Below are 24,118 nucleotides of genomic sequence, written 5' to 3' on the forward strand. Positions count from 1 at the left end.
GGATACAGCCGACTGCCCCGTTAGCGAGACAGCAGCCGTCGCTGCGTACCTATTGCCATCAGCATGCCAAATCCAGCTAACAATGTCACCATGGAGGTGCCTCCATAGCTGACCAGAGGCAGGGGAACGCCCACCACTGGCAAAATACCCGACACCATACCCATATTAACGAATACATAAACAAAAAACGTTAACGTCAGACTACCCGCCAGCAACTTACTGTAGGCTTCCTGAGCGCGGGTGGCTATGATCATACCGCGCACAATAATAAAGCAATACAAAACCAACAGCAGCAGTATGCCGGTAAAACCAAACTCTTCGCTAAATACAGCAAAAATAAAGTCAGTATGGCGCTCGGGCAGAAACTCCAGTTGCGACTGTGTACCATGCAACCAGCCCTTGCCGGAAAAGCCACCTGAGCCAATGGCAATTTTAGACTGGATGATATGATAACCAGAGCCCAAAGGGTCGGACTCAGGATTTAGAAACGTCAGCACTCTTTGTTTCTGGTAATCCTTCATCAGGAAAAACCACATTACTGGTGCAAAAGCTGACCCCAGTATTGCCACACTGCCAATTAACTTCCAGCTCATGCCAGCCAGAAACAATACAAATAAACCCGAACTGGCGATTAATAATGATGTGCCCAGGTCTGGTTGTTTGGCAATAAGCAAGGTGGGTGCTACCAGGAGCAGGAAGCCACCGATAATATGCAATAACCTGGGTGGCAGATTAAAACGACTGATGTACCAGGCCATCATCATTGGCACGGCCAGCTTCATAATTTCAGAGGGCTGGAAGCGCATAAAACCGAGATCCAGCCAGCGCTGTGCGCCTTTTCCTACGGTTCCCATCACCAGTACTGCTACCAGCATCAGTATGCCTACCACATAGAAATGTACCGACAGGCGCCGGTAAGCCAGTGGCGGAACTTGTGCTACGGCTAACATCACCGTTAATGCCAGGGCCAGGCGAATCAACTGGCGTTCGATCAGATCCCAGTCACGCCCACCGGCGCTGTAGATAACAAACAGACCCACTCCCATCAGAGTAAGTAGGCCCAGCAACAACGGCAGGTCAATATGCATCTTCTGCCAGATGCTGCGTTTATTTGGGTCTAATTTACTGCGCAGCATAAGACTCCACCGGCTGGTTCTCAAAAAAATAATCCATCACTTTACGGGCTATGGGGGCCGCCTGTGAACTGCCTCCACCGGCGTTTTCCATGGCCACGGTCACGACGATCTGAGGGTTGTCATAAGGTGCATAGCCGATATACATGGCGTTATCGCGATGGTGCTCAGCAATTTTCTCTGCATCGTATTCTTCGTCCTCGGCGATGCTGATAACCTGAGCGGTACCGGTTTTACCTGCCGAAATATATTTGGTGTCTTTAAATGCTTTGCGCGCCGTACCGTGCTCCCGGTTCACCGTACCGTACATGGCATCCAACACCACATCCCAGTTCTGCGGGTGTTTAAGTACCAGCGGCGACAACTCTCTGGGGGCATTTAACTGTATCTCACCATCCACGTAACGGCCGCGCATTAGTTGTGGCACATAGCGGGTGCCGTGATTGACCAGCACGGTGACTGACTTAGCCAATTGCAGCGGTGTGGTGGTCCAGTAACTCTGGCCTATACCGACAGAGATAGTGTCGCCTATATACCAGGGCTGATTGTGTTTCGCGCGTTTCCAGCCGCGGCTGGGCATATTGCCGTCAGATTCTTCGTAAAGGTCAATCCCGGTATAATCACCAAAGCCAAACTTCACCATCATTTCACTGATACTGTCGATACCCAGGCGATAGGCCAAATCATAAAAAAAGGTATCGCAGGACACTTCAATGGACTTGGTGACATCCACCCAACCGTGTCCCCATTTTTTCCAGTCCCGCCAGGGACGTTCGACATTTTTAAGGCGATAAGTGCCACGGTCAAACATACGGGTTTGCGGAGTAATTACTTCTTCGTCCAAACCAAGTAAGGCCAGATGCGGCTTAACCGTGGACGCTGGCGGATACTGGCCTTGCGTGGCCCGGTTAATCAATGGCCTGTCAGGCGACTGCAATAAACGGCGGTAATCTTTGCTGCTGATGCCATGTACAAACAGGTTCGGGTCATAACTGGGGTTGCTATACAGAGCCAGCACAGCCCCGTTGTTGGGGTCGATGACCACCACCGAGCCCCGGTAGCCCTGCATCAGCCCCTGGATAACCCGTTGCAGCTTGACATCCACATTCAGGATAATATCTTCGCCCGGCGTCGGGGGCTGAAATTCCAATGTGCGGATAATACGGCCCTGGTTATTGACCTCCACTTCCTGATAACCCACCTGGCCATGCAGACGGTCCTCGTGAAACTTCTCCACCCCTTGTTTGCCGATATTGTAAGTGGCGGCGTAGTTATCTTCCTGGCCTGCCTCCACCAGTTTTTGCAGGTCTTTTTTATTGATTTTGGCTACATAGCCCAGCATATGCGTGAGGGTTTCGCCATAGGGATAATAGCGGGTTAGGCGCGCTTCCACCGAGACGCCGGGATATTTATGCTGGTTGGCGGAAAACAGCGCAACCTCTTCGTGGCTGAGGCGGCTTTTCAAGGCGACGGGCTTAAAGCGCCGCTGACTTTTCAATTCCTGGCGAAAATCTTCCAGGTCTTCATCCGAAATTTGCAACAAAGCTGCCAATTCAGACAGTGTTTGATTTAAATCTTCCACTTGTTCCGGGACCACTTCCAGTGTGAAAGAAGGACGGTTTTCTGCCAGTAATTCGCCGTTTCTGTCATAGATGAGGCCGCGATTGGGAGCCACCGGCAATACCTTAATGCGGTTGCCATTGGAGCGGGTCTGGTAATCCTGAAAGCGGGTTACCTGCAGGTAATATAAGTTGCTTATCAGCACGCACAACAAGCCAACAATGCCCAATAGGGTAATGACGGTGCGCCTGGCGAACAAGTTGGCTTCGGCGCTGTGGTCCCGGATTGTAATGCGTTTTGGTGGCATCAGTTACAACTTCTTCACACCTCACTCCCTATGATAGGGGTGATTATTATTTAACGACCAGGCCCGGTAAAGGCTCTCTGCGAGCAGGATGCGAACCAGTGGATGCGGTAGAGTCAAGGCTGACAGTGACCATTTTTGCGAAGAAGCGGCGATACATTGTGGCGCCAGGCCTTCTGGACCGCCGACCAGCAGGCTGACATCCCGCCCGTCCATCTGCCAGCGCTGCATTTGTTTGGCAAGCTCTGGGGTGTCCCAGGGTTTACCGGTGACTTCCAGGGTAACGATATGGTTACCTTTACCCACTGCTGCCAGCATCTGCTCGCCTTCTTTATGCAAAATGCGTTGGATATCGGCGTTTTTGCCCCGCTTACCGGCGGGGATTTCCACCAATTGTAATGGCATATCGGTGCTGAATCGCCTGGCATATTCCTGGTAGCCGCTATCCACCCAATCCGGCATTTTTGTCCCTACAGCAATGAGTTGCAGTCGCACAATCAGCCCCAGAGTTTTTCCAACTGATAAAAATCCCGGGTTTCGTCCTGCATCACATGCAGAATAATTTCACCGAAGTCGACCAGTACCCATTCTCCGCTATCCTGTCCCTCAATGCTCAGAGGTGTAATTCCTGCCAGCTTGGCTTCTGTTACAACCTTCTCGGCAATAGACACCACATGGCGCTTGGAATTGCCTGAGCATACCAACATGGTATCGGTAATGCTGGATTTGTCACTGACATCCAAATCCACTATGTCACGTCCTTTTAAATCCTCAATTTTGTCAATGACAAATTGTTTGAGTTGTTCGTGTTGCAAAGGTTCTCCTCGATACGATATTAAAAATCAATTGACCGTTCAGTCAGCCAAAGGGCGCGCATTCTAGCATGGGCGACCTGATGCGGGCGTTTTTTTACATCCCTGATACAACTGATGTTGCTGAATATAGGCCAGAACGCAGGCGGGTAACAATGCTGGTGTGTTTCCTTGCATTAGTGCCTGGCGTACCTGGCTGGATGATTGACTGATTATACTGGTGTCGGCCAGCAGAATGTGGCCGCATGGCTGACGTTTTAAGTGATCAGGGTCTTGAGTTTGATGCCTGGCCAGCAATGCCTGAATATCCAGATTAAAGTCTTCCTCACAATTACCGCGCCGGCATACCAGCAAATGACAAAGGCTCATCAGTTCCTGCCAATGAAACCAGGTATTCAGGCTTTTTAGAGAATCCATACCAAGGATGAAAATAATCGGCCGATGTGAATCCTGCTCGCGGCACTGGCGCAGGGTTTCGACTGTATAGGACGGCCTGTGCTGTTTCAATTCGCGGTCATCCACGGCAAACAAGGGCCATTCCTGGCAAACCCGCTGCAGCATGGCCAGTCTGTGGGCCGGGCTGGCGTGTGGACCGGCTTTGTGTGGCGGGATATGGCAGGGCAGTAGATACACTTTATCCAGGTCTGCTTGTCGGGCGGCTTCTGTGGCCACCTGTAAATGTCCCAGATGCACCGGGTCGAAGGTGCCACCAAACAGAGTCAGCGGCGCTGTCACAGATACTCCAGAGGCAGGCCGGTCAGTGGTATGGGAATAAACAGCAGACATAGATGGCAAAGCTCAACATAAGGGCGGGCAATAGCGGATTGTTTTAGTGCCTGGTCAAGGCTGGCCAGTTTGCCCTGCATCTGTGCCAGGTGTTGATGGTCAAGGCGCTGCAGGGCTTGCTGGTAAAGCCCCTGCTTATTACTCCAGATTTTATACTTGGCCCACAGCCCACTGAGATTCTGCCCTTGACTGCGGGCAAATTGCAGCGCCGTCAGGGTTTGCCATTCCCGTACCAGCGCCCATAGTATGATTGTTGGTTCAACCCCTTCATTTTCCAGGCGATACAGCATTTTCACCGCTTTTTGCCCGTCACCGGCCAACAGCACGTCAACCAGCTGAAAAACATTAAAGCGTGACTGGTCAACCAAAGCCTGCTCTGCCTGAGCTATGCTCAGTTGTCCCTTAGGATAGAGCAGGGCCAGTTTCTCGATTTCCTGCCTGGCGGCGAGTAAATTGCCCTCGCAATAGTCGCTAAGCAGCCTGACCAAGTCCGGGCTTGAACTCAGACCACTACGTCTTAAGCGGTCATTCACCCAGCCTTGCAGTTGTTTGCCTTCCAGAGGATAGCAAGGAATATAAGCGCCCCGTTTATCCAGGGTTTTAAACCATTTGCTGTTTTGCACATCTTTACCGATACGCGGCCCATGCAGCACTAACAGCACATCGGGGTTGGCCTGTTCGGCCATTCCTTGCAATACCTTGGCGCCTTCCACTCCGGGTTTACCTGTTGGCAGCTCAAGTTCTATCAACTGACGGCTGGCAAACAATGACAGACTCTGACTGGCTTCCAGCAACTGATTCCAGTTGAAGCTGTTTTCAGCCACTAATGAGGTGCGTTCATCAAAACCTTGTTGGCGAGCAAATTGGCGGATTTGCTCCAGGCATTCGAGCTTCTGTTGGGGCTCGTCACCAAAAATCAGGTAGCAACCAGCCAGGCCTTTGCTCAGGGCATCCTCTAGTCTGTTTGGATAAATCTGCATCACAGAGGGGTTTGTGACAGTTGACCCAACTGGCGGATAATACGATCAGCTGCCTGCTTTCGCATTTCATCCAAAATCAGGTTCATTTCCCTGGATTTGGCCAGCACGGCATTAGGATCGTCCTGATATTCACGGCTCAAATCGAATGAATACAACCTGGCTTCCTGTCCGGGTAATTTTACCTCAAAGGTCACCTGGTAATTCAGTTCATATTCTGCCACCTGGCCTGTGGAAAACAGCGACAACAGGCTGCGATCCATTTTCTCAGGATGCAGGTATAGAATGGTGGCCTGTTCCTCGGGGGTATCTAACAGCGCCACCTTATGGCTTTTCAGCCTGTCCCGCAGTGTGCGGGACAAAGGAGCATGGATGTTGTCACTGCTGACATATACGTTGCTGATGCTGTCGCCCAGGGCACCCGCGCCGCGCAGATGAAATCCGCAGGCGCTTAGCAGCAGAGTCGCGATGACTAACAGGCTCAGATGACGCATCAGTTGGCCACTATGTTTAGCAGTTTGCCCGGCACATAGATCACCTTGCGCAGGGTTTTACCTTCGGTGTGCTGGCACACATTATCCTGCTCCAATGCCAGGGCTTGTACCTGCTCCTGGCTGGCATCGGCGGCCACCGTCAACTTTGCCCGTACTTTGCCGTTGACTTGCACGACAATGAGTTTTTCCTCTTCCACCAGGGCTGATTCATCTACCTGCGGCCAGGGGCTGTACTCAATGTCCTGCTTGCCTAATTGCTGCCATAAACTGTGGCAGATATGTGGCGTAATGGGGTTAAGCAGTGCCAGGATCACTTCAATACCTTCACGCACCACGGCTTTGCCCTGATCGTCTGCCTGTTCGGCTTTTTGCAGGTGATTGAGCAATTCCATCACCGCAGCAATGGCCGTATTAAAGGTCTGGCGACGGCCGATATCGTCGGACACCTTGGCAATGGTTTTGTGAATTTCGCGGCGCAGGGCTTTTTGGTCGCCGCTCAATGCAGCTTTGTCCAGAGCGACAACGTCACCCAGGAGCAAATGGTCCTGCACCAGTTTCCACAAGCGCTTCAAGAAGCGGTTTGCTCCCTCAACACCGGATTCGACCCACTCCAGGGTTTGCTCCGGCGGCGCGGCGAACATGGTAAACAAACGAATGGTATCGGCACCGTACAGGTCAATGACTTCCTGCGGGTTAATACCGTTGTTCTTGGACTTGGACATTTTGGTCATGCCGCCATGGATAACTTCCTGACCATCACTGCGCAGCACCGCACGCACCACACGGCCTTTGTCATCTTTTTCCACCTCTACATCGGCAGGGGAAAACCAGGTTTTGGCACCTTTGGCATCTTCACGATAGAAGGAGTCTGCCAGTACCATACCCTGACACAACAGACGCTTAAAAGGCTCATCTGACTGCACCAGACCTTCATCACGAAGCAGCTTGTGGAAAAAGCGCGAGTACAATAAATGCAAAATGGCGTGCTCGATACCGCCGACATACTGATCGACCGGCAGCCAGTAGTTGGCTTCATCAGGATTCAGCATGCCTTGGTTAAACTGCGCGGAGCAGTAACGGGCATAGTACCAGGAGGATTCCATAAAGGTATCAAAAGTATCGGTTTCCCGTTCTGCGCTTTGGCCCTGATAGGTGGTTTTACGCCATTCCAGGTCCGCCTTAATCGGGGACGTGACACCGTTCATCACCACATCTTCGGGTAATCGTACGGGCAGCTCTTCGGCTGGGACCGGCACTGACTGACCATTTGCCAGATTCAACATAGGGATAGGCGCGCCCCAGTAACGCTGACGGGACACCCCCCAATCGCGCAGACGGTAATTAACCCGGCGCTGCCCCTTACCCTCTGCTGCAAGCTGGTCAGCAATGGCGTCAAAAGCCTGCTCTGAAGTTAAGCCGTCGAACTGACCGGAGTTCACTAACTGGCCTTTTTCGGTATAAGCGGCGTTGCTTAAATCAACAATGGTGTCATCGGTGGCGGCAATAACCTGCTTGATAGCCAGGCCATATTTAGTGGCAAACTCCCAGTCGCGCTGATCATGACCGGGTACCGCCATGACTGCACCGGAGCCGTAATCCATCAGCACAAAGTTGGCGACCCACACCGGTACGTCTTCACCAGTGATGGGGTGAATGGCGGTGATGCCGGTGGCGCAGCCTTTTTTCTCCATGGTGGCCATATCGGCTTCGGCCACCTTAGTGTTTTTGCATTCTTCGATAAAGGCTGCCAACTGCGCATTGTGCTTAGCCGCTTCCAGGGCCAGCGGGTGCTGAGCTGCCAGCGCCACATAGGTCACGCCCATCAGGGTGTCTGGACGGGTGGTGTAAATGTCGAATTCCTGCTCGCTGTCTTTGACCTTGAAGGTCATTTCAATGCCTTCAGAACGACCAATCCAGTTACGCTGCATGGCCTTTACCTGATCCGGCCAGCTTTCCAGCTTGTCCAGGTCACTCAGCAATTGTTCGGCATAGTCGGTGATCTTGATAAACCACTGCGGAATTTCTTTTTGTTCCACCAGTGCACCAGAGCGCCAGCCGCGACCGTCGATCACCTGTTCGTTGGCCAATACGGTCTGATCGATGGGATCCCAGTTAACCGTGGCATTTTTCTTATACACCAGGCCTTTTTCGTACAAGCGGGTAAAGAACCATTGTTCCCAGCGATAGTAGTCAGGCTGACAGGTGGCCAGTTCACGATCCCAGTCATAGCCGAAACCCAGCGATTTCAACTGGTTTTTCATGTAGTCGATATTGGCGTAGGTCCATTTAGCCGGGGCGGTTTTGTTGTCAATGGCGGCATTTTCCGCTGGCAGACCAAAGGCATCCCAACCCATAGGCTGCATGACATTTTTGCCCTGCATGCGCTGGAAGCGGCTGATCACATCGCCGATGGTGTAGTTGCGTACATGCCCCATATGCAGTCTGCCGCTGGGGTAGGGGAACATGGAAAGGCAGTAGAACTTTTCTTTGTCGTTATCTGGCAGCGCCTTGAACAGGCCGCTGTCCTGCCAGTACTGCTGGGCGTCTTTTTCTATCTGCTGAGGATTATACTGTCTTTCCATCAATGTCGGGTTCCGGGCTAACTAAAGGTGATAAAAGGATTAGCGCCATAGAATACTTCACCGGAGCAGTCTGGAACAATAGTGCATGGCACATTTGCTGCCAGCTATACTGGTAAATACTGGATTGTAGAACGAGAGAGGCAACCAAGATGGCTAAAAGTGACGCCCGCTACAGCAAACTACTGGAGCAGATTTCCGACTGGATAAGGCATTCTGTTGAACAGGATGTGATCAGTCTTATGCAGGTGCAAGATAAAGCCCGGGCATACCTACAGGCCGCCGGAGACCTGAGCCGTGAAGAAATACGTTTGCTGGAAAACACCCTGAGCCGGGATCTGGAAACCTTTGCACACCATTGGCAGCAAGATGCTGCTGCCTCGCCATGGTGGCAGGCTACCAAAGATAAACTCTGGTCATTGCTGGCGGATGCCTCAGACAAAAGTGGCCTGGCGATGCAGGAATCATGGCGGGATATTCAGCATCAGGGCATCTATCACGCCGGTGAACTAGTGGCATTGGGGGAACTGGAATGCACGCAATGCCATCACCGCCATCAAGTGACACATGTTGAACGTATTCTGCCTTGTCTGGAATGCGGCCACAGCCGTTTTTCCAGGGTGTTAGATACGTCCTCTCAATAAACATTGCTGCCGGTAAAGCCCTTAAACAGGGTCATAAAAATGATGCGCAGGTCAAAACCGACCGACCAGCGGTGGATGTAATCCAGATCATATTCCACCCGCTTGATCATTTTGTTGATCGTCTCGGTTTCACCCCGAAAGCCGTTGATTTGGGCCCAGCCGGTTATACCTGGTCGTACTTTATGTCTGAGCATGTAACCTTCGATGAGTTTACGATACTCTTCGTTATGGGCCACTGCATGGGGACGTGGTCCAACGATGGACATACGTCCCTGCAACACATTAATAAACTGCGGCAGCTCATCCAGTGAAGTACGACGTAGAAAGGCACCAAGTGGGGTGATTCTGCTGTCGTTGCGGCTGGCTTGCTTTACCTTATTACCATTGTCCTGACAGGACATGGAACGAAATTTGTAGACTAAAATGGGCTTGCCGCCCAGACCATAACGAACCTGCTTAAAAATAGCCGGACCCGGGGAAGTGAGCTTGACAGCCAACGCAATCACCAGCATCGGTACTGCAATCAGGGTCAGAATCAAGCTGGACAACAGGATATCTTCAATACGTTTGAGGGCATTGTTGGCGCCTTCAAACGGTGTATCGAAAATGCTTAGGGTTTGAATGGACCCAACATTCTGCCAGCGGGCATTGAGCAAGTTATAAATAAAGAAATTAGGAATAATGTAGACATTGGCGGTGGTATCGCTGCAGCGACCAAGCAAGTCCATAATCCGCTGTTCAGCGCTCATGGGCATGGCTATGTAGACATAATCCACCTTACGCGATTTAGCCAGCGCGATACCTTCATCTATAGTGCCACAAATCAGTTCCCGAAGTTCGTACGGCAGGCGTTGTTTTTCCCTGTCGTCAAAGAAACCTTCAAAGCGAATACCCAGTTCGTCGTGTTGGCCCAACTGTTTGACCAGATTATAAGACAGTTGGTTGGCCCCCAGCACAATAGCGCTGCGGCTGTTGTGGCCGTGACGACGATAACGGGACAGCACCAGCCGAAACACCATGCGCCAGCCTGTCAGCACTGGCAGGCCTGCGAACAACCAGAACAGCACGGCCTGCTTGCTAACTGACTGCGCCGGTGCAAACAAAAATAAGCTGCAAATGGTCAGCAGGCTGGTTAGCAGCCAGGCCCAGCAGACGGCTTTGAGCATTAGTGAAGTTGCATAGGTGCGCCAGGAGCGATAAATATCCAAGGCTTCAGCACAAATCATATAGATAATCAGGCCAACCAGTAATAATGCGGCATTGAAGCTGTTGACGGGGAGCTGCATAACAAGCAGTACAATCAGGTAGACCAGGCTAATAAGAAACATATCCGTTAATCTGTAGGCGGTCGCAAAGCCATTTTGATAAGACTGGATAACGCCTTTATCTGCCAATGATGCTGTTACATGTTCTGTCATTTTACCTTCTCCTTGACCCGATGGTGATACTGCTCAAGCAGACACTGTCGCGAACTTGCGACAACCTGATAATACCCCTGCAGCGCAGTCTAACTGGGCGATGCAAAGGTTTTACATTGCATATTAAGACCCGGTGTCGTTAATCATTTAGCCGCTACGCCTTATTTCGTCCCCCAAAGGGGACAAAAATCAGCCAGATTTGCTATTGAATTATTTGCTGTTCGACGGGAAATCAACGCCATCTCTCGCCCGCCGGGCCTGTGTCTTGCTGCTCTATACGGCATAGAGCAATGCCTATACCAACTGGACAGTTGTTACTGGCATGTAACTGGCATAGGTCAGTCGCAAGCCCTAAGGACAAAGACGAACGGGGGAAACCTGATGCAATCAGCAGATCAAAATGCAGTGTGGCGGAGTACCTACTTTCTGTTGTGCCTGATGCTGTTCACTCTGTCGGCAATGGGGCAGGAAAAGCCGCCCATGGAGATGGGGCAATACCAACTGGATTCAGGTGATGTGATTCAGATTACCGTGTTTGGCCAGGCCGATCTGTCCCTGCGTCGTCGCCTTGGCGAAACGGGGGTGATCCATTACCCCTTTCTGGGTGATCTGCATGTGGCTGGAATGACCGCCAGGCAACTGGAATCGCAAATTTATCAGGGACTGAAAGGGGATTACCTGGTTTCACCCTCGGTTTCTGTGTCCATTGAAGACTATCGACCGTTCTTTATTGACGGCGAAGTTAAACGACCAGGTGGCTATCCATTCCAGCCAGGTCTGACCGTGGATAAGGCGGCGGCTCTGGCCGGCGGCTATACCGAACGGGCATCTCGCAACAAGATTCAAATTCTGCGCAGTGATGCGCAAGGCCAGCATCACCTGGATGGGCAACCTCAAAGCCGCGTTTTTCCAGGTGACATTATTACCGTCGAACAGCGCTTTTTCTAATCAGGATGGAATCGTCTATGTGTTTCAAACAAACCGCAGGAATGCTTTATGTCCAGGGATGACCGGGGGCAATTACAGGCCAGTTTGCTGGAACCCGGCAGACTGGATTTTACGCAGCATATTCAAACCTTAAGTCGTTGCAAGTGGCAGATTCTGGCATTTGCAGTATTGGGGGCCGGCGTGATGGCTGTTCTGATGCTGTTTGTGACGCCAAGTTACAAAGCCTCCGCCACCCTGATGATTGAAGCCCAGGAGAATAAGGTACTGTCCATTGAAGAAGTCTATGGCGTGGACTTTAGCCGTAAGGAATATTTTCAGACTCAGCATGAAGTCTTGCGCTCCCGGCATATTGCTGAACGGGTGGTGGCGCAGCTTGTGCTGGCCAGCCACCCCTTGTTCGACCCGTTGCAGCAACCCGCCAGCCTGATCCCTGTTGGGCGCTGGCTAAGCGAGTTGCGGCAATGGCTTAAGCAGCAGTTACCGGGCTTGCCATCCGCACCTGCAGGCCCTGCAGGCGTTTCAACCGACAGCGAAAAACAACAGCAAATAAGCAAGAAAGTCGTGGATAACTTTCGTGCCAACCTGAGTATTACCCCGGTTAAAAACACCCAGATGGTGATTATTTCTTACGAGAGTCCTTCGCCTCAACTGTCGGCGCAGATCGCTAACAAGGTGGCGGAGGTCTATATAGAAAACTATCTGCAAGCCAAGCTGGATATGACGAGTAAGGCCACGACCTGGCTGAATGACAGCCTGGCCGGTCTGAAAACTAAGCTTAGCGCTGCCGAGAAGCGCTTAGCTGAATTTTATGAGCAGGAAAAACTGGTTGATCTGGACGGCGTAGTGGGACTGGCCGCCGAAGCGCTGCAGGAACTCAGTGAACAACTGTTACAAGCACAAAATCGCCTGGCACAAAGCCGCGCTATCTACCAGCAGGTTAACCTGCAAAGCAGTGATATGCAGGGCCTGACCAGCCTGCCGGAAGTGCTGAATCACCCGTCCATCCAAAATGTGCGCAGGGCGGAAATCGAAGCCGAGCGTAAGGTATCCGATCTGAGCAAAGTGTTTGGTCCTAAGCACCCACGCATGGTATCTGCTCAGGCAGAGCTTGAGTCGGTAAAGAAAAACTTTTTCAATCAGGTGCGGGCGTTGGTCTCAGGGATCAACATGGAATACCAGTCTGTGCAGTCCAGAGTGGCGGAACTGGAAACTTCGGTTGAGCAGGCAAAACAGGATTACCGACGCCTGACCGCTCTTGAAACCCGCCATAAGGCACTGCAGCGTGAAGTGGATATCAATCAGCAACTTTACAATGCATTTTTCACCCGGTTAAAAGAAACCAGTGAACTGGAAGGCTTTGAAAGTGCGAATGCCCGGGTATTGGATGAAGCCCTGCCACCTTCCAACCCAAGTAAACCCAGCAAACTATTGATGGTACTGGCCGCTTTGCTTGTATCTGCTGGGTTTGCCGGACTTACTGCCATAGTCGCCGATGCACTATACAGCGGCATCCGCTCTGTTGGAGATGCTGAGCGCAAACTGGGCTATCGGGTATTGGGCGTGATCCCCAAGCAGAAAAAGCCCCGTCGCAAGGATCTGCCGTTGCGGCATTATTTTGCGCCTGATCAGGCCTTGTTTGCCGAAGCATTTCGTACCCTGCGCACGAATCTGATGATGTTGACAGTGGAACACGAGCAACGTACCTGGATGGTCACGTCCAGTCTGCCAGGTGAAGGAAAAACCATGACGTCCATCAATCTTGCCTTTGCCATGGGGCAACTGGGCAGAACGTTACTGGTGGACACTGATTTGCGTCGCAGCAGCCTGGCCGATCAATTTGGTCTGCCGAACTTCCAGCCCGGTTTGGCCAACATCATGTCCGGCACGCATAAATTGGACGAGTGCCTGGTGCAGATTCCGGATGCTGATATTCATTTGCTGGCCGCCGGGACTCCACCTGCAAATCCTCAGGAGCTACTGGCCTCAGAACGATTCCGCCAGATGATGCGCAAACTCAAAGATCATTACCAGTTCATTATTCTCGACACCGCACCGGCCCTGGCGGTCAGTGATGCCTTGGTGGCATCACGACAATGTAATGCCTTGGTTTATGTGGTGAAGGCCGAAGCGGCGGCTGATAAGCAAATCAAGGCCGGGCTGAGTCGTTTTATGCAAAGCGGCTGTCGGGTAGATGGCGTAATACTGAATCAGCTTGACGTTAAGCGGGCTAAAAAGGTGGACGGTTATCAAACCGCGTATGAGCAATATGGTTACGGCGCATAGGTCTATGTGAACCGTGTTGTCGCTGACCATTGACACATAAACAGGAGTGCAGCCATGAGACTGGAAGACGTGACCTTTACCCAGGTTGGGGGACTGAAGACAGCCTGTATTACCCGTGCAGAGCTGGTGGATGTCATTGCCAGGCGAATCACGGCATATCGCTGGCGCCAGCGGTTGGCGGATGAATTGGCACCTATGCTGATTTTTGACTCGAATGGACAGGGAATTTCCATCGCCAACAGTAATCCCAATTTTATGGCGATTCTGCGCCAGGCTGACCTGATTCATGCTGACGGGCAAAGCGTGGTGAATTTCTCCCGTTTGTTTGCCGATCATGAGATCCCCGAGCGTTCTGCTACCACCGACACAATTCACGATATTCCGACTTTCCACCATGGCCCGTTGCGGCACTTTTTATTGGGCGGACATAAACGAGTAGTCGAAGAATGTGCAAAGCGCCTACAAACGCGCTATGCCAACTTCTGTGTGGCCGGGACTCATGACGGGTACTTCTCACTAAAACAGGAAAAGCAAGTATTAGCCGAAATTAACCGGGTGCAGCCTGATGTGCTGTGGGTTGGGCTGGGCAAGCCTAAGGAGCAGGCGTTTTGTACCCGCAACAAGCTCTGGTTGCATGTGCCGGTGATTATCACCTGTGGTGGTTGTTTCAACTATGTCACCGGCGACTATAAACGGGCCCCCCAGGTGATGCAGCAACTGGGACTGGAATGGCTACATCGGGCGTTGAGTGAACCCCGCAAGCTGTTGTGGCGCTACCTGACCACCAGTCCCCATGCTATTTATTGTGCGTATAAACACCGCATCCGACGCTTGGCTGGGGAGTAAAAAAATGGCAAGCCGGGTGATGTTTTTACATAAGTTCTTCTTTGCAGGCGGTGGTATCGAAAGAGTCTCGCAAAATCTTGCCAGGGGACTACAGGCGCAAGGAGAACGTTGCAGTTTTTACGTCTGGCATACGCAGGGTGACGCCGCACCTGGCTACCAGTGTCTTGCCCGACAATTTGCGGCGTCCAGCCCAAGCCAGAGTGCCAGTTTGCTTACCCGGCTTGCGCACCTTCGGCGCCATATCCACCGTCAGCGGGTGGATGTACTGATAGCGGCCACAGAGAAGGCCAATATGCTGGCCTTTCTTTGTAAACTATGGATGCCCTCTGTGCGGGTGATCTTTACCCGGCACAGTGCCTTTGATACCCGTGAGCAGCTACTTCCGGTTTGGGTGGTGAAGCTGCTTTACAATCTATACGCCTTACAACGCGGCACTATTGTCGCCGTGTCCAAGACACTGCGTGAACAGCTGCGCAGTGCGGTGTTATTTGGTGCGTCCCGAATTCAGTATGTTCCCAATGCGGTGATCAGTGACGAGCTATTCAGTTTGGCCGAGCATGCGACAACTCCGTTGCCGGATGGCGCATATTTTTGCGCCGTGGGCCGCCTGGTTGAAGAAAAGGGCTTTGATCTGTTGTTGCAGGCCTATGCCATTGCGCTGCATCGGCAACCTGCGTTACCAGAGCTGGTTATTGTGGGTGGCGGAGAGCTGGACTGCGCTCTTAAGCAGCTTGCCAATCAGCTGGGTCTGGCACAAAAAGTGCGCTTTACCGGTTTTGTCTCAAATCCCTATGGGCTGATGCGCCACGCCAGTGCCTTTATTTTGTCCTCGCGCCATGAAGGTATGCCGACGGTAATGATTGAAGCCATGGCGCTGGGATGCAATGTGATTGCCTTCGATTGTCCCACCGGGCCTGCTGAACTGCTGAACCAGCCAGGGTCTGGGACCTTGGTGAATGCCGGGGATATTGAAGCACTGGCCGATGCATTAGTCACAAACCAAGCCACCTCGGTGCAAGACGATTCAGTCGTGCATCAGTTTCATCAAAGTCAGGTAGCACAAACCTACAGGCAGTTTTTTCAGGAGCAGGTATGGCGCGAATAGTCATTATTTTACAGGACTTGGGCGGCGGCGGCGCCGAGAAAATGATGGTGCGTCTGGCCAATCAACTGGTTGAAGACGGCGATGAGGTCAGCATGCTACTGCTAATGGCCGGTGGTGAAAATCTGCAATGGCTTAACCCCAGGGTTAACTTGTTGGAAATCTGCGCCACTCGCAGCGTTAAAGCGTTGCCCACACTCAGACGATGGCTGAAACAGCTGCAACCTGATGCGGTGCTGTCGGCACTGACCCATGTCAATGTTATTAGTATTCTGGCATGCGCCAGTCTGGGCTGGCTGGCCAGGTTATCGGTCAGTGAACGCAACACCTTTTCGTTGGATCGCGGCGTTAATTCCAATTGGCAGGTTCGCACTGCTTACGCTGTGGCACCGCTGTTGTATCGCCTGCTGAAAAAGCCGGTCATAGCGGTATCAAAAGGGGTCGCCATGGATCTGGTGGCGTCCGCTCATATCAATGCCAAACAGGTTACCACGGCGCCCAACCCGGTGATTCACCACGATTGGCTTGTACAAGCCAGGGCGGCTTCCCATCATCCATGGCTGCAGAACAAAACCACTAAGGTGATAGTGGCAATGGGCCGCTTAGTACCACAAAAAGGCTTTGACTGGCTGATCGAGGCCTTTGTCAAACTGGCTTTACAACAGAACTGTCGCCTGGTGGTGTTTGGTGAAGGGCCGTTACGAGCTGAACTGACCAAGCAAGCCGCTATTCTGGGGGTGGCCGACCGTGTTGACTTTCCAGGTTACAGCAGTAATCCATTGGCCGAGATCCGTGTGGCGGATTTGTTCGTGCTGTCTTCGCGATTTGAGGGCAGCCCCAATGCCCTGGTAGAAGCCATGGCTCTGGGTACGCCAGTCGTGGCTTTTGACTGCCCACACGGTCCGCGGGAAATTCTTGCCGACGGCCAATTAGCCCCGTTGGTGGATTTAGGTGATGTGGAAGGGCTATATCAAGCCATGCTGGCCAGCCTGCAGTTACCTATCAGTGAACAGGGAAGGCAGCGCCTGGTTCAGGGCGTCAGCCGCTTTGAGGCCGCTAAAGCCACGCGTCACTACCGGCAATTGCTGCTCGGAGCCTGACGAATGGCAGTGCATATTGACAGTCTAAAACGACTTTGTTTACTGCTGACTCTCATTTACTACTGCGGGTTGCTGGATTTTGCCACCCGACTTGTCAGTGGCCGGGCAACGGATGTTTTGGCCGCGCACGCCGCAGGCGATCCGGCCAGGCAGTTTGTCGGTGTTTTGCTGTTGTTGCTGGCCATCTTCCTGCTTTGCTATGAACGCGATAACCGGGTATCGACCTCTTTCAACAAGGACCTGATCTGGTGGGCTTTGTTGGGATATTTGATGCTGTCGGTTCTGTGGTCCTATGTGCCAGCCATCACACTGCGCCGGGTCGTGGCTTTCAGCACCCTGGTACTCAGTGCCTACGTGCTGGTACAGAGCTTTTCACCTTTGTCATTGCTGCGTTTTTTTGCCCGCGCTGTAGGGATTATCACGTTGCTTGGATTATTGCTGGTCCCCCTGCTACCTGAACTGGTTCTGGTTGGAGGCGGCATTCGTGATCAAGCGTTCGTTGGCTTATTTGCAGATAAAAACGCCGGAGCCAGAAATTGCGCATATGCCTTCTTACTGCTGTTTGGTTTGGTTTCGACTAAAACCGGATTGGACAAAGGGTTGATGCTGATATTACTGGTGGCCATTGCCTTTGCCAATTCTGCTACTGCATGGGTGATGCTGCTGGCTGGAATCGGGCTGATTACGCTGTTGCGTTACTTACACGCAACCAGCGCACAAACCAGTTTTAACCGGCTGATGTTGTTTGCCGTGCTGCTTATTTTGGGCTGTCTGCTTTGTTATTGGTTGTATGAACAGTTGCTGGGGTTACTGGGACGGGATCCCACCTTAACCAACAGGATGGTGATATGGCAGTTAATGGACGGCTTTATCGATATCGAACCTTATTGGGGATACGGCTTCGGTGCGTTTTGGGCCAGCGATGCTGCCGACGCTTTTGTCAGCCGCTGGGGATACATAGGTAATGCCCATAGTGGTTACTACGAAGCAATGTTACATGGTGGCTGGGCTTGTCTGCTACTGGTCGTGGCGTTGATGGCCACTGGCCTGTGGCATGCCGGTAATGCTTATATCCGCTTATCTCAGGGGCAGAGTATGGCTGCGCCCCTGGCGATCCTGTTATTGATGATCCCCATTAACGCCGTGGCTTTTGCGGTTTTGAACCACAACAGCTTTGACATGTTTTTATTTGCCCTGATGTGTTTTACCGCCTCGCGCCTGGCCGCTGAGGCTCAGCCTGATAATTGGAGAGTAGTATGATTTACACCACAACAGATATTGCTGTCATTATTCCTGTATACAATAGTGCTGCCTTTCTCGAAGACACCTTGCATGCATTGTTCAGGCAACGCGAATTGCCGGGCGAAGTGATTATTGTCAATGACGGGTCAGTTGACGGCTCCGAGCAGGTGATCCGCAATAGCCCATATGCTGCTGACATCACTTATCTTGAAATTCCTAACAGCGGTCCCGGCGCCGCCAGAAACCATGGTCTGGCACATACCAGTAAACCCTGGGTGGCCTTTTTGGATGCCGACGACCAGTGGAGCGATTGGCATAAGCTGCAGATGCAGATAGAACTGGCCAATCTGCATCCTGACGCCGTGCTGATTGACAGCTTCGCCGAGGTAGATTGGGGAGGTGAGCTGCCGCTGGTTGTACAGCGGATTAAGCAGGGCAGGGTATTCGAGCAGTTTCTGCACCACAATGTGGTCAATGCCACATCCTCTGTTTTGGCCAAAACCATTGCTGTTCGCCAGGTGGGTGGTTTTGATGAGGATTTGCGTTTCGGCGAGGATCGGTTGCTGTGGGCGCGATTGGCAAAAATTGGTGAAGTGCACACCTTGCAGGAAGTGACAGTACGCAAGGTCAACCACAATGCCAACCTGACTGCCCATGGCTATCGCAATTATTACTACCGCCTGTTATGTGTACAGCGTTTGCTGGAAATGGCCTCCCTTAACCAAGGTCAGACTCATCAGATCTGGTACGAGAATATGCAGGAATTCTTGCGTGAAGCCTTTAAAGCCAATGATGTAAGAGGCTATCGCAAATTGTTCCGCCGCACCATGCAGTTGTCTGGGGGACGTGGCCGCCTGAGCCGTTACGCGTTAATCAACCTGTATGGCAGTCTGTTCGGGCAGTTTACACCACTTAACCAGATGGCCTGAACGATGCGTCATCGACTGGTTAACCTGGCCTGGATTTTTTACGAGAAGTTCAGCCTGATTGGGCTGTCAATCGGCTCTTTTATGGTGTTTGCGCTGTTGCTTGGACCCGAGCAGTTTGGTCTCGGCGTATTGGCTGTGACGCTGGTAGAAGCGATAGGCATTATTTACTGCAGCATAATTGAAGATCCGCTGGTCAGACGCACCAAGTGTAGCAAAAGTTTGTATGCCTCTGTGTTCTGCTTTGGCGGCTTACTGGCTTTGGGCAGTGCCACAATGCTGGTGGCAGGCAGCTTGTTGTTTGGGGCATCTGAGCTGTTTATCGGTTTGGTGGCATTGGCCGGTGTCAAGCTGGTGGCAACAGTACTAAGCCGCCCCTTTGTTGCGGATCTGCGTCGCAAGCGTAATTTTAAGTCACTGGCCAACCGCACCTTGGCAGGAAAGCTGATAGGCACCACCGCCGGTATACTGGCAGCTTTTTGGGGGGCAGGAGCCTGGGCCGTGGTGTTACAGGCTGTCATGATGGAGACAGTGTCGCTGATATTGTTGCTGTATTGGCATCACGACCTGGTCAGCAGCAAAGCCGATATACACAGATTTGGCCTGATTTTTCGGGCCGGATTACCGCTTGGGGTAAAAATGTTCAGTCGTGGCATGTTAGTCAGGGCTATCACTTTAGTATTGGGTATGGTCAGTGATGCAACCACGGTCGGCTATTTTGCGTTTGCCAACCGTCTGGTGGATCTGCCCAGGCTCGCCCTGAGCGATGGGCTGCTGAGTTATGCGCTGCCAGCTATTGCCAAACGTGCTAATCAGGGGCCGGACGTGGGACGCTTTGTCTCATCTATCAGTCTGAGCACGACAACGTTGCTTGCTCCTCTGTTCCTCGGCACCATGGTGTTGGGGGGCGATCTTATTCATCTGCTGTTTGATGCCAAATGGCAATCGGCTATCCCCCCCTTTCAATACTTGTGTTTATTGGCGGCACTGCGTTGTCTGGTGCTTTATGTGCCGGCCACGCTAATTGCGCTGGGCAAGGCCAGGTGGGGAATGGAAGCGGATTTGTTGCTGTTGCTAGGTGCATTGTTAATAACCTGGTTGTATGGCAGCGAATGGGGGGCGATGGCCGCGGTAGCCGCAATGGCACTGCAACTGTCAGGAGATCTGCTGATTAAATTGTATCAATTGCATAAGTTGTTCAGTCCCCGCTGGCAGCCTGTATTGCGCGACTACGGCTTTGTGGCACTGGCGGCTGTATTGATGATGGCCAGCATTGAGTTGTTAAGAGTTCCGCAATTTTTACCTTTGCCTGAAGTGCTGATGGCAATCGCGACCGGCGCAGCGGTGTATTTTCTCGGCTTATTCACACTCAGACCTGGCTGGGCCAGGGGCTTGATAAACAGTATCAAACAGGGGTAGAACATGCGGATTTTCTATTGGCAATCCAGTAAAGCACAGGAAGGAAATTTCGGCGACGACCTAAACGCCTGGCTATGGGACGCCTTGATGCCAGGCGACTGGCCGCGCAATGATGATGTGATGCTGGCTGGGGTGGGAACAGTGCTGACCCGTCAGTTACCGCCTGCCAAACGCCTGTTGATTTTAGGTTCAGGGGCTGGTTACGGGGAATTGCCCCAAGCGGTTTTTCAAGCTCACTGTCATTGTTATGGTGTGCGAGGCCCTCTTACAGCGGCGCTGTTGGAATTGGATGATCGCAAGGTGCTGGCCGATCCGGCGATACTGATCCCTGAAGTGTTTGACGTTCCACCACTGTCACCACTGGACAGGCCGGTTGTGTTTGTGCCACATCTGGACAGTGCCCGGCGTTCTGACTGGGCAAGTGTCTGTCAATTAGCCGGGGTGAGCCTGGTGGACCCCAGACATGAATCCAAAGAGGTTATCCGGCAGCTAGCCAGGGCGAGATTAGTATTGGCAGAATCCATGCACGCTGCCATTATTGCCGATGCCTACCGGGTGCCCTGGATACCGGTGTGGAGTTCCTGCGAGATCAATAAGTTCAAGTGGGCTGATTGGGCACTGGCTGTCGGTGCAAGAGTGATTCCTGAGAGCATTGCACCGCCCTCCAGAGTGGCCTGGCTGGATAACCGCTTTGCTGCCAGGGCACAAGCGGATCTTGCTCTGGTGCCCGGCCTGGATTTTACCCTCGGCTTGAGTATCAGTCAGGCGCTGGGGGACATTCGTGCCCGACAGGCTTTGAGCCGAGATCCCAAAGCTCGCAAACGCAAAGAGCGCTATCTTAGACTAAGGCGGAAACTGTTAGTGCCTGCGATGAAAATGCTGGGTAACCATCCAGACGCCATGTTGCAGCAATGTGCCGAGCAATTAAACAGGCTTGCTGAGCGGCAGGGTTATTTGAGTGATGATCAGCAACTGCATTTTGCCAGGGAACGTTTGTATGTTGCTGTTGAGGCATTGAAAGCAGACCGTCGTGATGGATTTTCACAACAGGGAAAGGTTCGCAGTTTGCGGCTAACGCAGAGCCAAATGAAACGGCAACCAGTTCAGGTTTCTTACAAGCACTCTTAGCAACTGACGATTCCATTTCAGGTTAGTAAAATGCCTTAAGGTGAGTCTGTCGTCAGTTGCCGTTGCGTGATCGCGCTGCATAGCTTGTAACAGGATTTGATAAACCAGAATGCGGGCACGAAGGTGCTGCACCGACTCGATGTCATCCGCCAATAACTGTTCATGACGCTGTAACACACGGATGCTGTCCTGGTATAGCTGCTGACTGGTGTCGGCGGTCATATTCTGGCCATGACAATGATAACGAAAACCGGGTCCGAAGGCCTGAGCTACCCGACACTGACCGCTGATCTTCAGCCAGCAGTCGGTATCTTCGGCAAAGGTCAGGTCAGTGTCAAATCCACCCACCTGTTGCCATAGATGGCGGTTAACCAACACTCCCTGAGTCATGACAAAGCCGCTGTAACACAACAAACGCTGAAAACGTTGTGGGTTGAACAGTCTGCCCCAATTGCACAGGCGTTCGGTGGCATCCTTAAGTCCCTGCTCTATGCCCAGGCGGGTAAAAAAGCCTTGGTTAAGCTCTTGTCCGTTTATTACTTTGCGATTGTCGGTAAAGACCATACCTACGTTATAGGTCCTAAAAGCCAACAAGGTCTGCATTTGGGATGCTAATTGGTCTGGCGGCCATTCGTCATCTGAGTCAAGAAAAGCCAGCCATTCGCAACGGGCGAGTTTTACCCCGGCGTTCCTGGCTCTGGAGGGTTTGCCGCTGTTCGCCTGCTTGAAATAACGAAATCGCCAATCCTGCAGATAAGGGGCGATGATTTTGTCACTGCCGTCGGTAGAGCCGTCATCTACAATGATCACTTCATAATCACTGAAAGACTGCCCGCGAATGCTGTCAAGGGCGCGCGCAACAGTAGCTCGACGGTTGTAAACTGGCAGCACAATGGTGACGGCGGGAATGCCCAGTGGCGTGAGCGATTGCATGATGTTTAACTCCCCAGCCAACGCCGAACCAAGGTGCGAACGCCTGATGCACCAGGCTGTAACCTGTCATTTTTACCCTTATGCATTTGTACAAACTTCTGCTGCCAATTGTCGCTCAGTTCATCCGCCTGACGGCGGGTTATTTCGCGGATATCGCTAATGGGCAGCAATATATCCATGGCGGATGCAATACGCCGTATACCGCTGGTCAGGTCTTCCCGCAGGCTTTCATACTCAAGCTCCAGATAACGGCACCCCTGGGCAGCAAGAAGATAGCGCCAACTGGCGGTGTCTTGAATGACTTTTTTCAGACACTGGTTAATATCCTGGTAGTCAAAGCTTGGGGCGGTGCGCATCGCCTTTTGTCCGGTGATCCACACGCCAGTCTGGCGAGCCTTGGAAAAAGACACCGCCTGTTTTAGCACATCGCGACGATGCAGCAAGACAAACAAGGCATTTGGAAAGCGTTTTATCAACTTGTCAAAGCCGCCGAACACCTGCAGATGGTCGTAATGCACTTTGATGGAAAACACGCCATTGGCGGAGGTGCGCCTTAATTGCAGCAAGTCCAGCACATTGTCCAGGCCTGAGACACCCAACTGCTTCTCCCATTCGCGCAAATTTACCGGATTGGCGTATTCCAGAGGAAAGCCGAACAGACCGGTACTGTATAACGCATGGCCGAGCATATGACTGCCGCATCGCTGGGTAGAAGCGATAACCAGAAAATTATTGGCCTTAGTGCCGGGGGCGAAGTCATGTTCTCGACTGAATTGATCCTGATAAAGCTGCATAGGGCCTCCTTGCTATTCAAACTGATAGTGGAACAAATTGATTTCTCTGGCATAACAGGTTGCCACCCGATCTACATCCTCACTGCTGAAAGCCAGGCGATAATCGCGGTTGTCGCCGCTGATTTCATGGGGCAGGGCAAGGGACGACAGACCAAGTCGCTCAAGCACAACGTCAAAGGACGCCTGCAGGTGTTCAAACTTACCGACGTAGTCCACCGCCAGGTCGCCTTCAAAGTTGGTTAGCCAGCTTAACTGCGGACGTAAGAAGCCGGTGCCGATGAAACGTTGCAAAAAATGACTGAAAGGAATATCCGCATCTATGCCCAACCAGCGACGGTGATAGTCGTCGCGAATGGCATTGCGGTACCAGGAATAGGCTCTATCCCAGGGATTTCTGACAATACTGAATTTGAAATACTCCTGATACTGGCGTTGGTTGACCTGTTGTTTATTGGCCGGATTGCGGTGTCTGTACCACTGATGTTTAGTTCGTCTCAGCCATTCCAACAGGTTGTCGCTATTGCGCCAGGCCTGCTTCAGGGGCAGAGGTTGCTGCAACATACGCAGGCTTCGGTGGTCTTGCCCGTCTCGGCCTGAGTGATGGTCAAAATGGCCCAATGCTTTTTCAATGCTGGTACCTGCGCATTTGGGGATATGAATGAAAATACACTGGTGCTGGTGGGAAATCAT

At 52.2% G+C, this 24,118-nt stretch carries 22 protein-coding genes; 10 read left to right on the forward strand and 12 right to left on the reverse strand.

The features are described 5' to 3' along the window. Positions 1 to 20: 20 nt before the first annotated feature. From rodA to leuS, 8 genes are all read right to left on the reverse strand, one after another. Positions 21 to 1,136, reverse strand: coding sequence for a rod shape-determining protein RodA (rodA, locus tag CSR04_RS12920; protein ID WP_102796712.1), 1,116 nt, complete (start codon positions 1,134 to 1,136; stop codon positions 21 to 23). Further along, positions 1,123 to 3,000: a penicillin-binding protein 2 gene (mrdA, locus tag CSR04_RS12925; protein WP_102796713.1), complete on the reverse strand. Its 1,878-nt coding sequence runs from the start codon at positions 2,998 to 3,000 to the stop codon at positions 1,123 to 1,125. Before mrdA ends, rodA begins: the two co-directional genes overlap by 14 nt. Positions 3,001 to 3,021: 21 nt before the next feature. Further along, positions 3,022 to 3,492 (reverse strand): 23S rRNA (pseudouridine(1915)-N(3))-methyltransferase RlmH, encoded by a 471-nt coding sequence (gene rlmH / locus CSR04_RS12930; protein WP_102796714.1) that lies wholly within the window; start codon positions 3,490 to 3,492, stop codon positions 3,022 to 3,024. A 2-nt stretch (positions 3,493 to 3,494) separates the two neighbouring features. After that, positions 3,495 to 3,812, reverse strand: a complete 318-nt coding sequence (gene rsfS, locus CSR04_RS12935) for a ribosome silencing factor (protein WP_102796715.1) — start codon at positions 3,810 to 3,812, stop codon at positions 3,495 to 3,497. A 63-nt stretch (positions 3,813 to 3,875) separates the two neighbouring features. Continuing rightward, entirely contained in the window at positions 3,876 to 4,544 is a 669-nt protein-coding gene (gene nadD / locus CSR04_RS12940; protein ID WP_172449348.1) for a nicotinate-nucleotide adenylyltransferase, read from the reverse strand. After that, positions 4,541 to 5,575, reverse strand: a complete 1,035-nt coding sequence (gene holA, locus CSR04_RS12945; protein WP_102796717.1) for a DNA polymerase III subunit delta — start codon at positions 5,573 to 5,575, stop codon at positions 4,541 to 4,543. Before holA ends, nadD begins: the two co-directional genes overlap by 4 nt. After that, the gene (locus tag CSR04_RS12950; protein WP_102796718.1) at positions 5,575 to 6,066 is read right to left on the reverse strand and encodes an LPS-assembly lipoprotein LptE; all 492 of its coding nucleotides are present in this window, start codon (positions 6,064 to 6,066) and stop codon (positions 5,575 to 5,577) included. Before CSR04_RS12950 ends, holA begins: the two co-directional genes overlap by 1 nt. After that, positions 6,066 to 8,651 carry a leucine--tRNA ligase gene (gene leuS / locus CSR04_RS12955; protein WP_102796719.1) on the reverse strand — a complete coding sequence of 862 codons (2,586 nt, stop codon included), beginning with the start codon at positions 8,649 to 8,651 and terminating at the stop codon, positions 6,066 to 6,068. Before leuS ends, CSR04_RS12950 begins: the two co-directional genes overlap by 1 nt. Positions 8,652 to 8,797: 146 nt before the next feature. On the opposite strand from leuS, the gene CSR04_RS12960 reads away from it, so the two are divergent. Further along, a complete protein-coding gene (locus CSR04_RS12960; RefSeq protein WP_102796720.1) occupies positions 8,798 to 9,289 on the forward strand; it encodes a zinc ribbon-containing protein in 492 nt (163 codons plus the stop codon). On the opposite strand, the gene CSR04_RS12965 is transcribed toward CSR04_RS12960, so the two are convergent. Beyond that, positions 9,283 to 10,707, reverse strand: a complete 1,425-nt coding sequence (locus CSR04_RS12965; protein WP_102796721.1) for an undecaprenyl-phosphate glucose phosphotransferase — start codon at positions 10,705 to 10,707, stop codon at positions 9,283 to 9,285. The two genes, CSR04_RS12960 and CSR04_RS12965, sit on opposite strands and share 7 nt — an antisense overlap. 381 nt (positions 10,708 to 11,088) lie before the next feature. On the opposite strand from CSR04_RS12965, the gene CSR04_RS12970 reads away from it, so the two are divergent. From CSR04_RS12970 to CSR04_RS13010, 9 genes are read left to right on the forward strand one after another with little or no spacing between them, the layout of a single operon-like run. After that, positions 11,089 to 11,655: a polysaccharide biosynthesis/export family protein gene (locus tag CSR04_RS12970; RefSeq protein WP_425427691.1), complete on the forward strand. Its 567-nt coding sequence runs from the start codon at positions 11,089 to 11,091 to the stop codon at positions 11,653 to 11,655. 48 nt (positions 11,656 to 11,703) lie between these two features. Beyond that, positions 11,704 to 13,938, forward strand: a complete 2,235-nt coding sequence (locus tag CSR04_RS12975) for a GumC family protein (RefSeq protein WP_102796722.1) — start codon at positions 11,704 to 11,706, stop codon at positions 13,936 to 13,938. A gap of 54 nt (positions 13,939 to 13,992) precedes the next feature. Continuing rightward, positions 13,993 to 14,784 carry a WecB/TagA/CpsF family glycosyltransferase gene (locus tag CSR04_RS12980; protein WP_102796723.1) on the forward strand — a complete coding sequence of 264 codons (792 nt, stop codon included), beginning with the start codon at positions 13,993 to 13,995 and terminating at the stop codon, positions 14,782 to 14,784. Between the two features lie 4 nt (positions 14,785 to 14,788). Beyond that, the gene (locus CSR04_RS12985; RefSeq protein WP_172449349.1) at positions 14,789 to 15,889 is read left to right on the forward strand and encodes a glycosyltransferase; all 1,101 of its coding nucleotides are present in this window, start codon (positions 14,789 to 14,791) and stop codon (positions 15,887 to 15,889) included. Further along, complete coding sequence (locus CSR04_RS12990) at positions 15,877 to 16,986, forward strand: glycosyltransferase (RefSeq protein WP_102796725.1); 1,110 nt, start codon at positions 15,877 to 15,879, stop codon at positions 16,984 to 16,986. The genes CSR04_RS12985 and CSR04_RS12990 overlap by 13 nt, the downstream gene beginning before the upstream one ends. A gap of 3 nt (positions 16,987 to 16,989) precedes the next feature. Next, a complete protein-coding gene (locus CSR04_RS12995; RefSeq protein WP_102796726.1) occupies positions 16,990 to 18,246 on the forward strand; it encodes an O-antigen ligase family protein in 1,257 nt (418 codons plus the stop codon). After that, positions 18,243 to 19,157, forward strand: a complete 915-nt coding sequence (locus tag CSR04_RS13000; protein ID WP_102796727.1) for a glycosyltransferase family 2 protein — start codon at positions 18,243 to 18,245, stop codon at positions 19,155 to 19,157. Before CSR04_RS12995 ends, CSR04_RS13000 begins: the two co-directional genes overlap by 4 nt. Before the next feature lie 3 nt (positions 19,158 to 19,160). Next, on the forward strand, positions 19,161 to 20,573 hold the full coding sequence (locus CSR04_RS13005; RefSeq protein WP_102796728.1) for an oligosaccharide flippase family protein: 1,413 nt from the start codon (positions 19,161 to 19,163) through the stop codon (positions 20,571 to 20,573). Positions 20,574 to 20,576: 3 nt separating this feature from the next. Beyond that, a complete protein-coding gene (locus tag CSR04_RS13010; protein ID WP_102796729.1) occupies positions 20,577 to 21,701 on the forward strand; it encodes a polysaccharide pyruvyl transferase family protein in 1,125 nt (374 codons plus the stop codon). Here the strand turns inward: CSR04_RS13010 and CSR04_RS13015 are convergent. Genes CSR04_RS13015 through CSR04_RS13025 form a run of 3 tightly spaced genes read right to left on the reverse strand, consistent with a single transcriptional unit; the run spans position 21,645 to position 24,118 of the window. Continuing rightward, a complete protein-coding gene (locus CSR04_RS13015) occupies positions 21,645 to 22,634 on the reverse strand; it encodes a glycosyltransferase family 2 protein (RefSeq protein WP_102796730.1) in 990 nt (329 codons plus the stop codon). The two genes, CSR04_RS13010 and CSR04_RS13015, sit on opposite strands and share 57 nt — an antisense overlap. Positions 22,635 to 22,639: 5 nt before the next feature. Further along, the gene (locus CSR04_RS13020) at positions 22,640 to 23,428 is read right to left on the reverse strand and encodes a Stf0 family sulfotransferase (protein WP_102796731.1); all 789 of its coding nucleotides are present in this window, start codon (positions 23,426 to 23,428) and stop codon (positions 22,640 to 22,642) included. Positions 23,429 to 23,440: 12 nt separating this feature from the next. Then, positions 23,441 to 24,118, reverse strand: coding sequence for a sulfotransferase family 2 domain-containing protein (locus CSR04_RS13025; protein ID WP_102796732.1), 678 nt, complete (start codon positions 24,116 to 24,118; stop codon positions 23,441 to 23,443).

It is taken from the genome of Bowmanella denitrificans (assembly GCF_002887595.1).
Taxonomy (GTDB): domain Bacteria; phylum Pseudomonadota; class Gammaproteobacteria; order Enterobacterales; family Alteromonadaceae; genus Bowmanella; species Bowmanella denitrificans.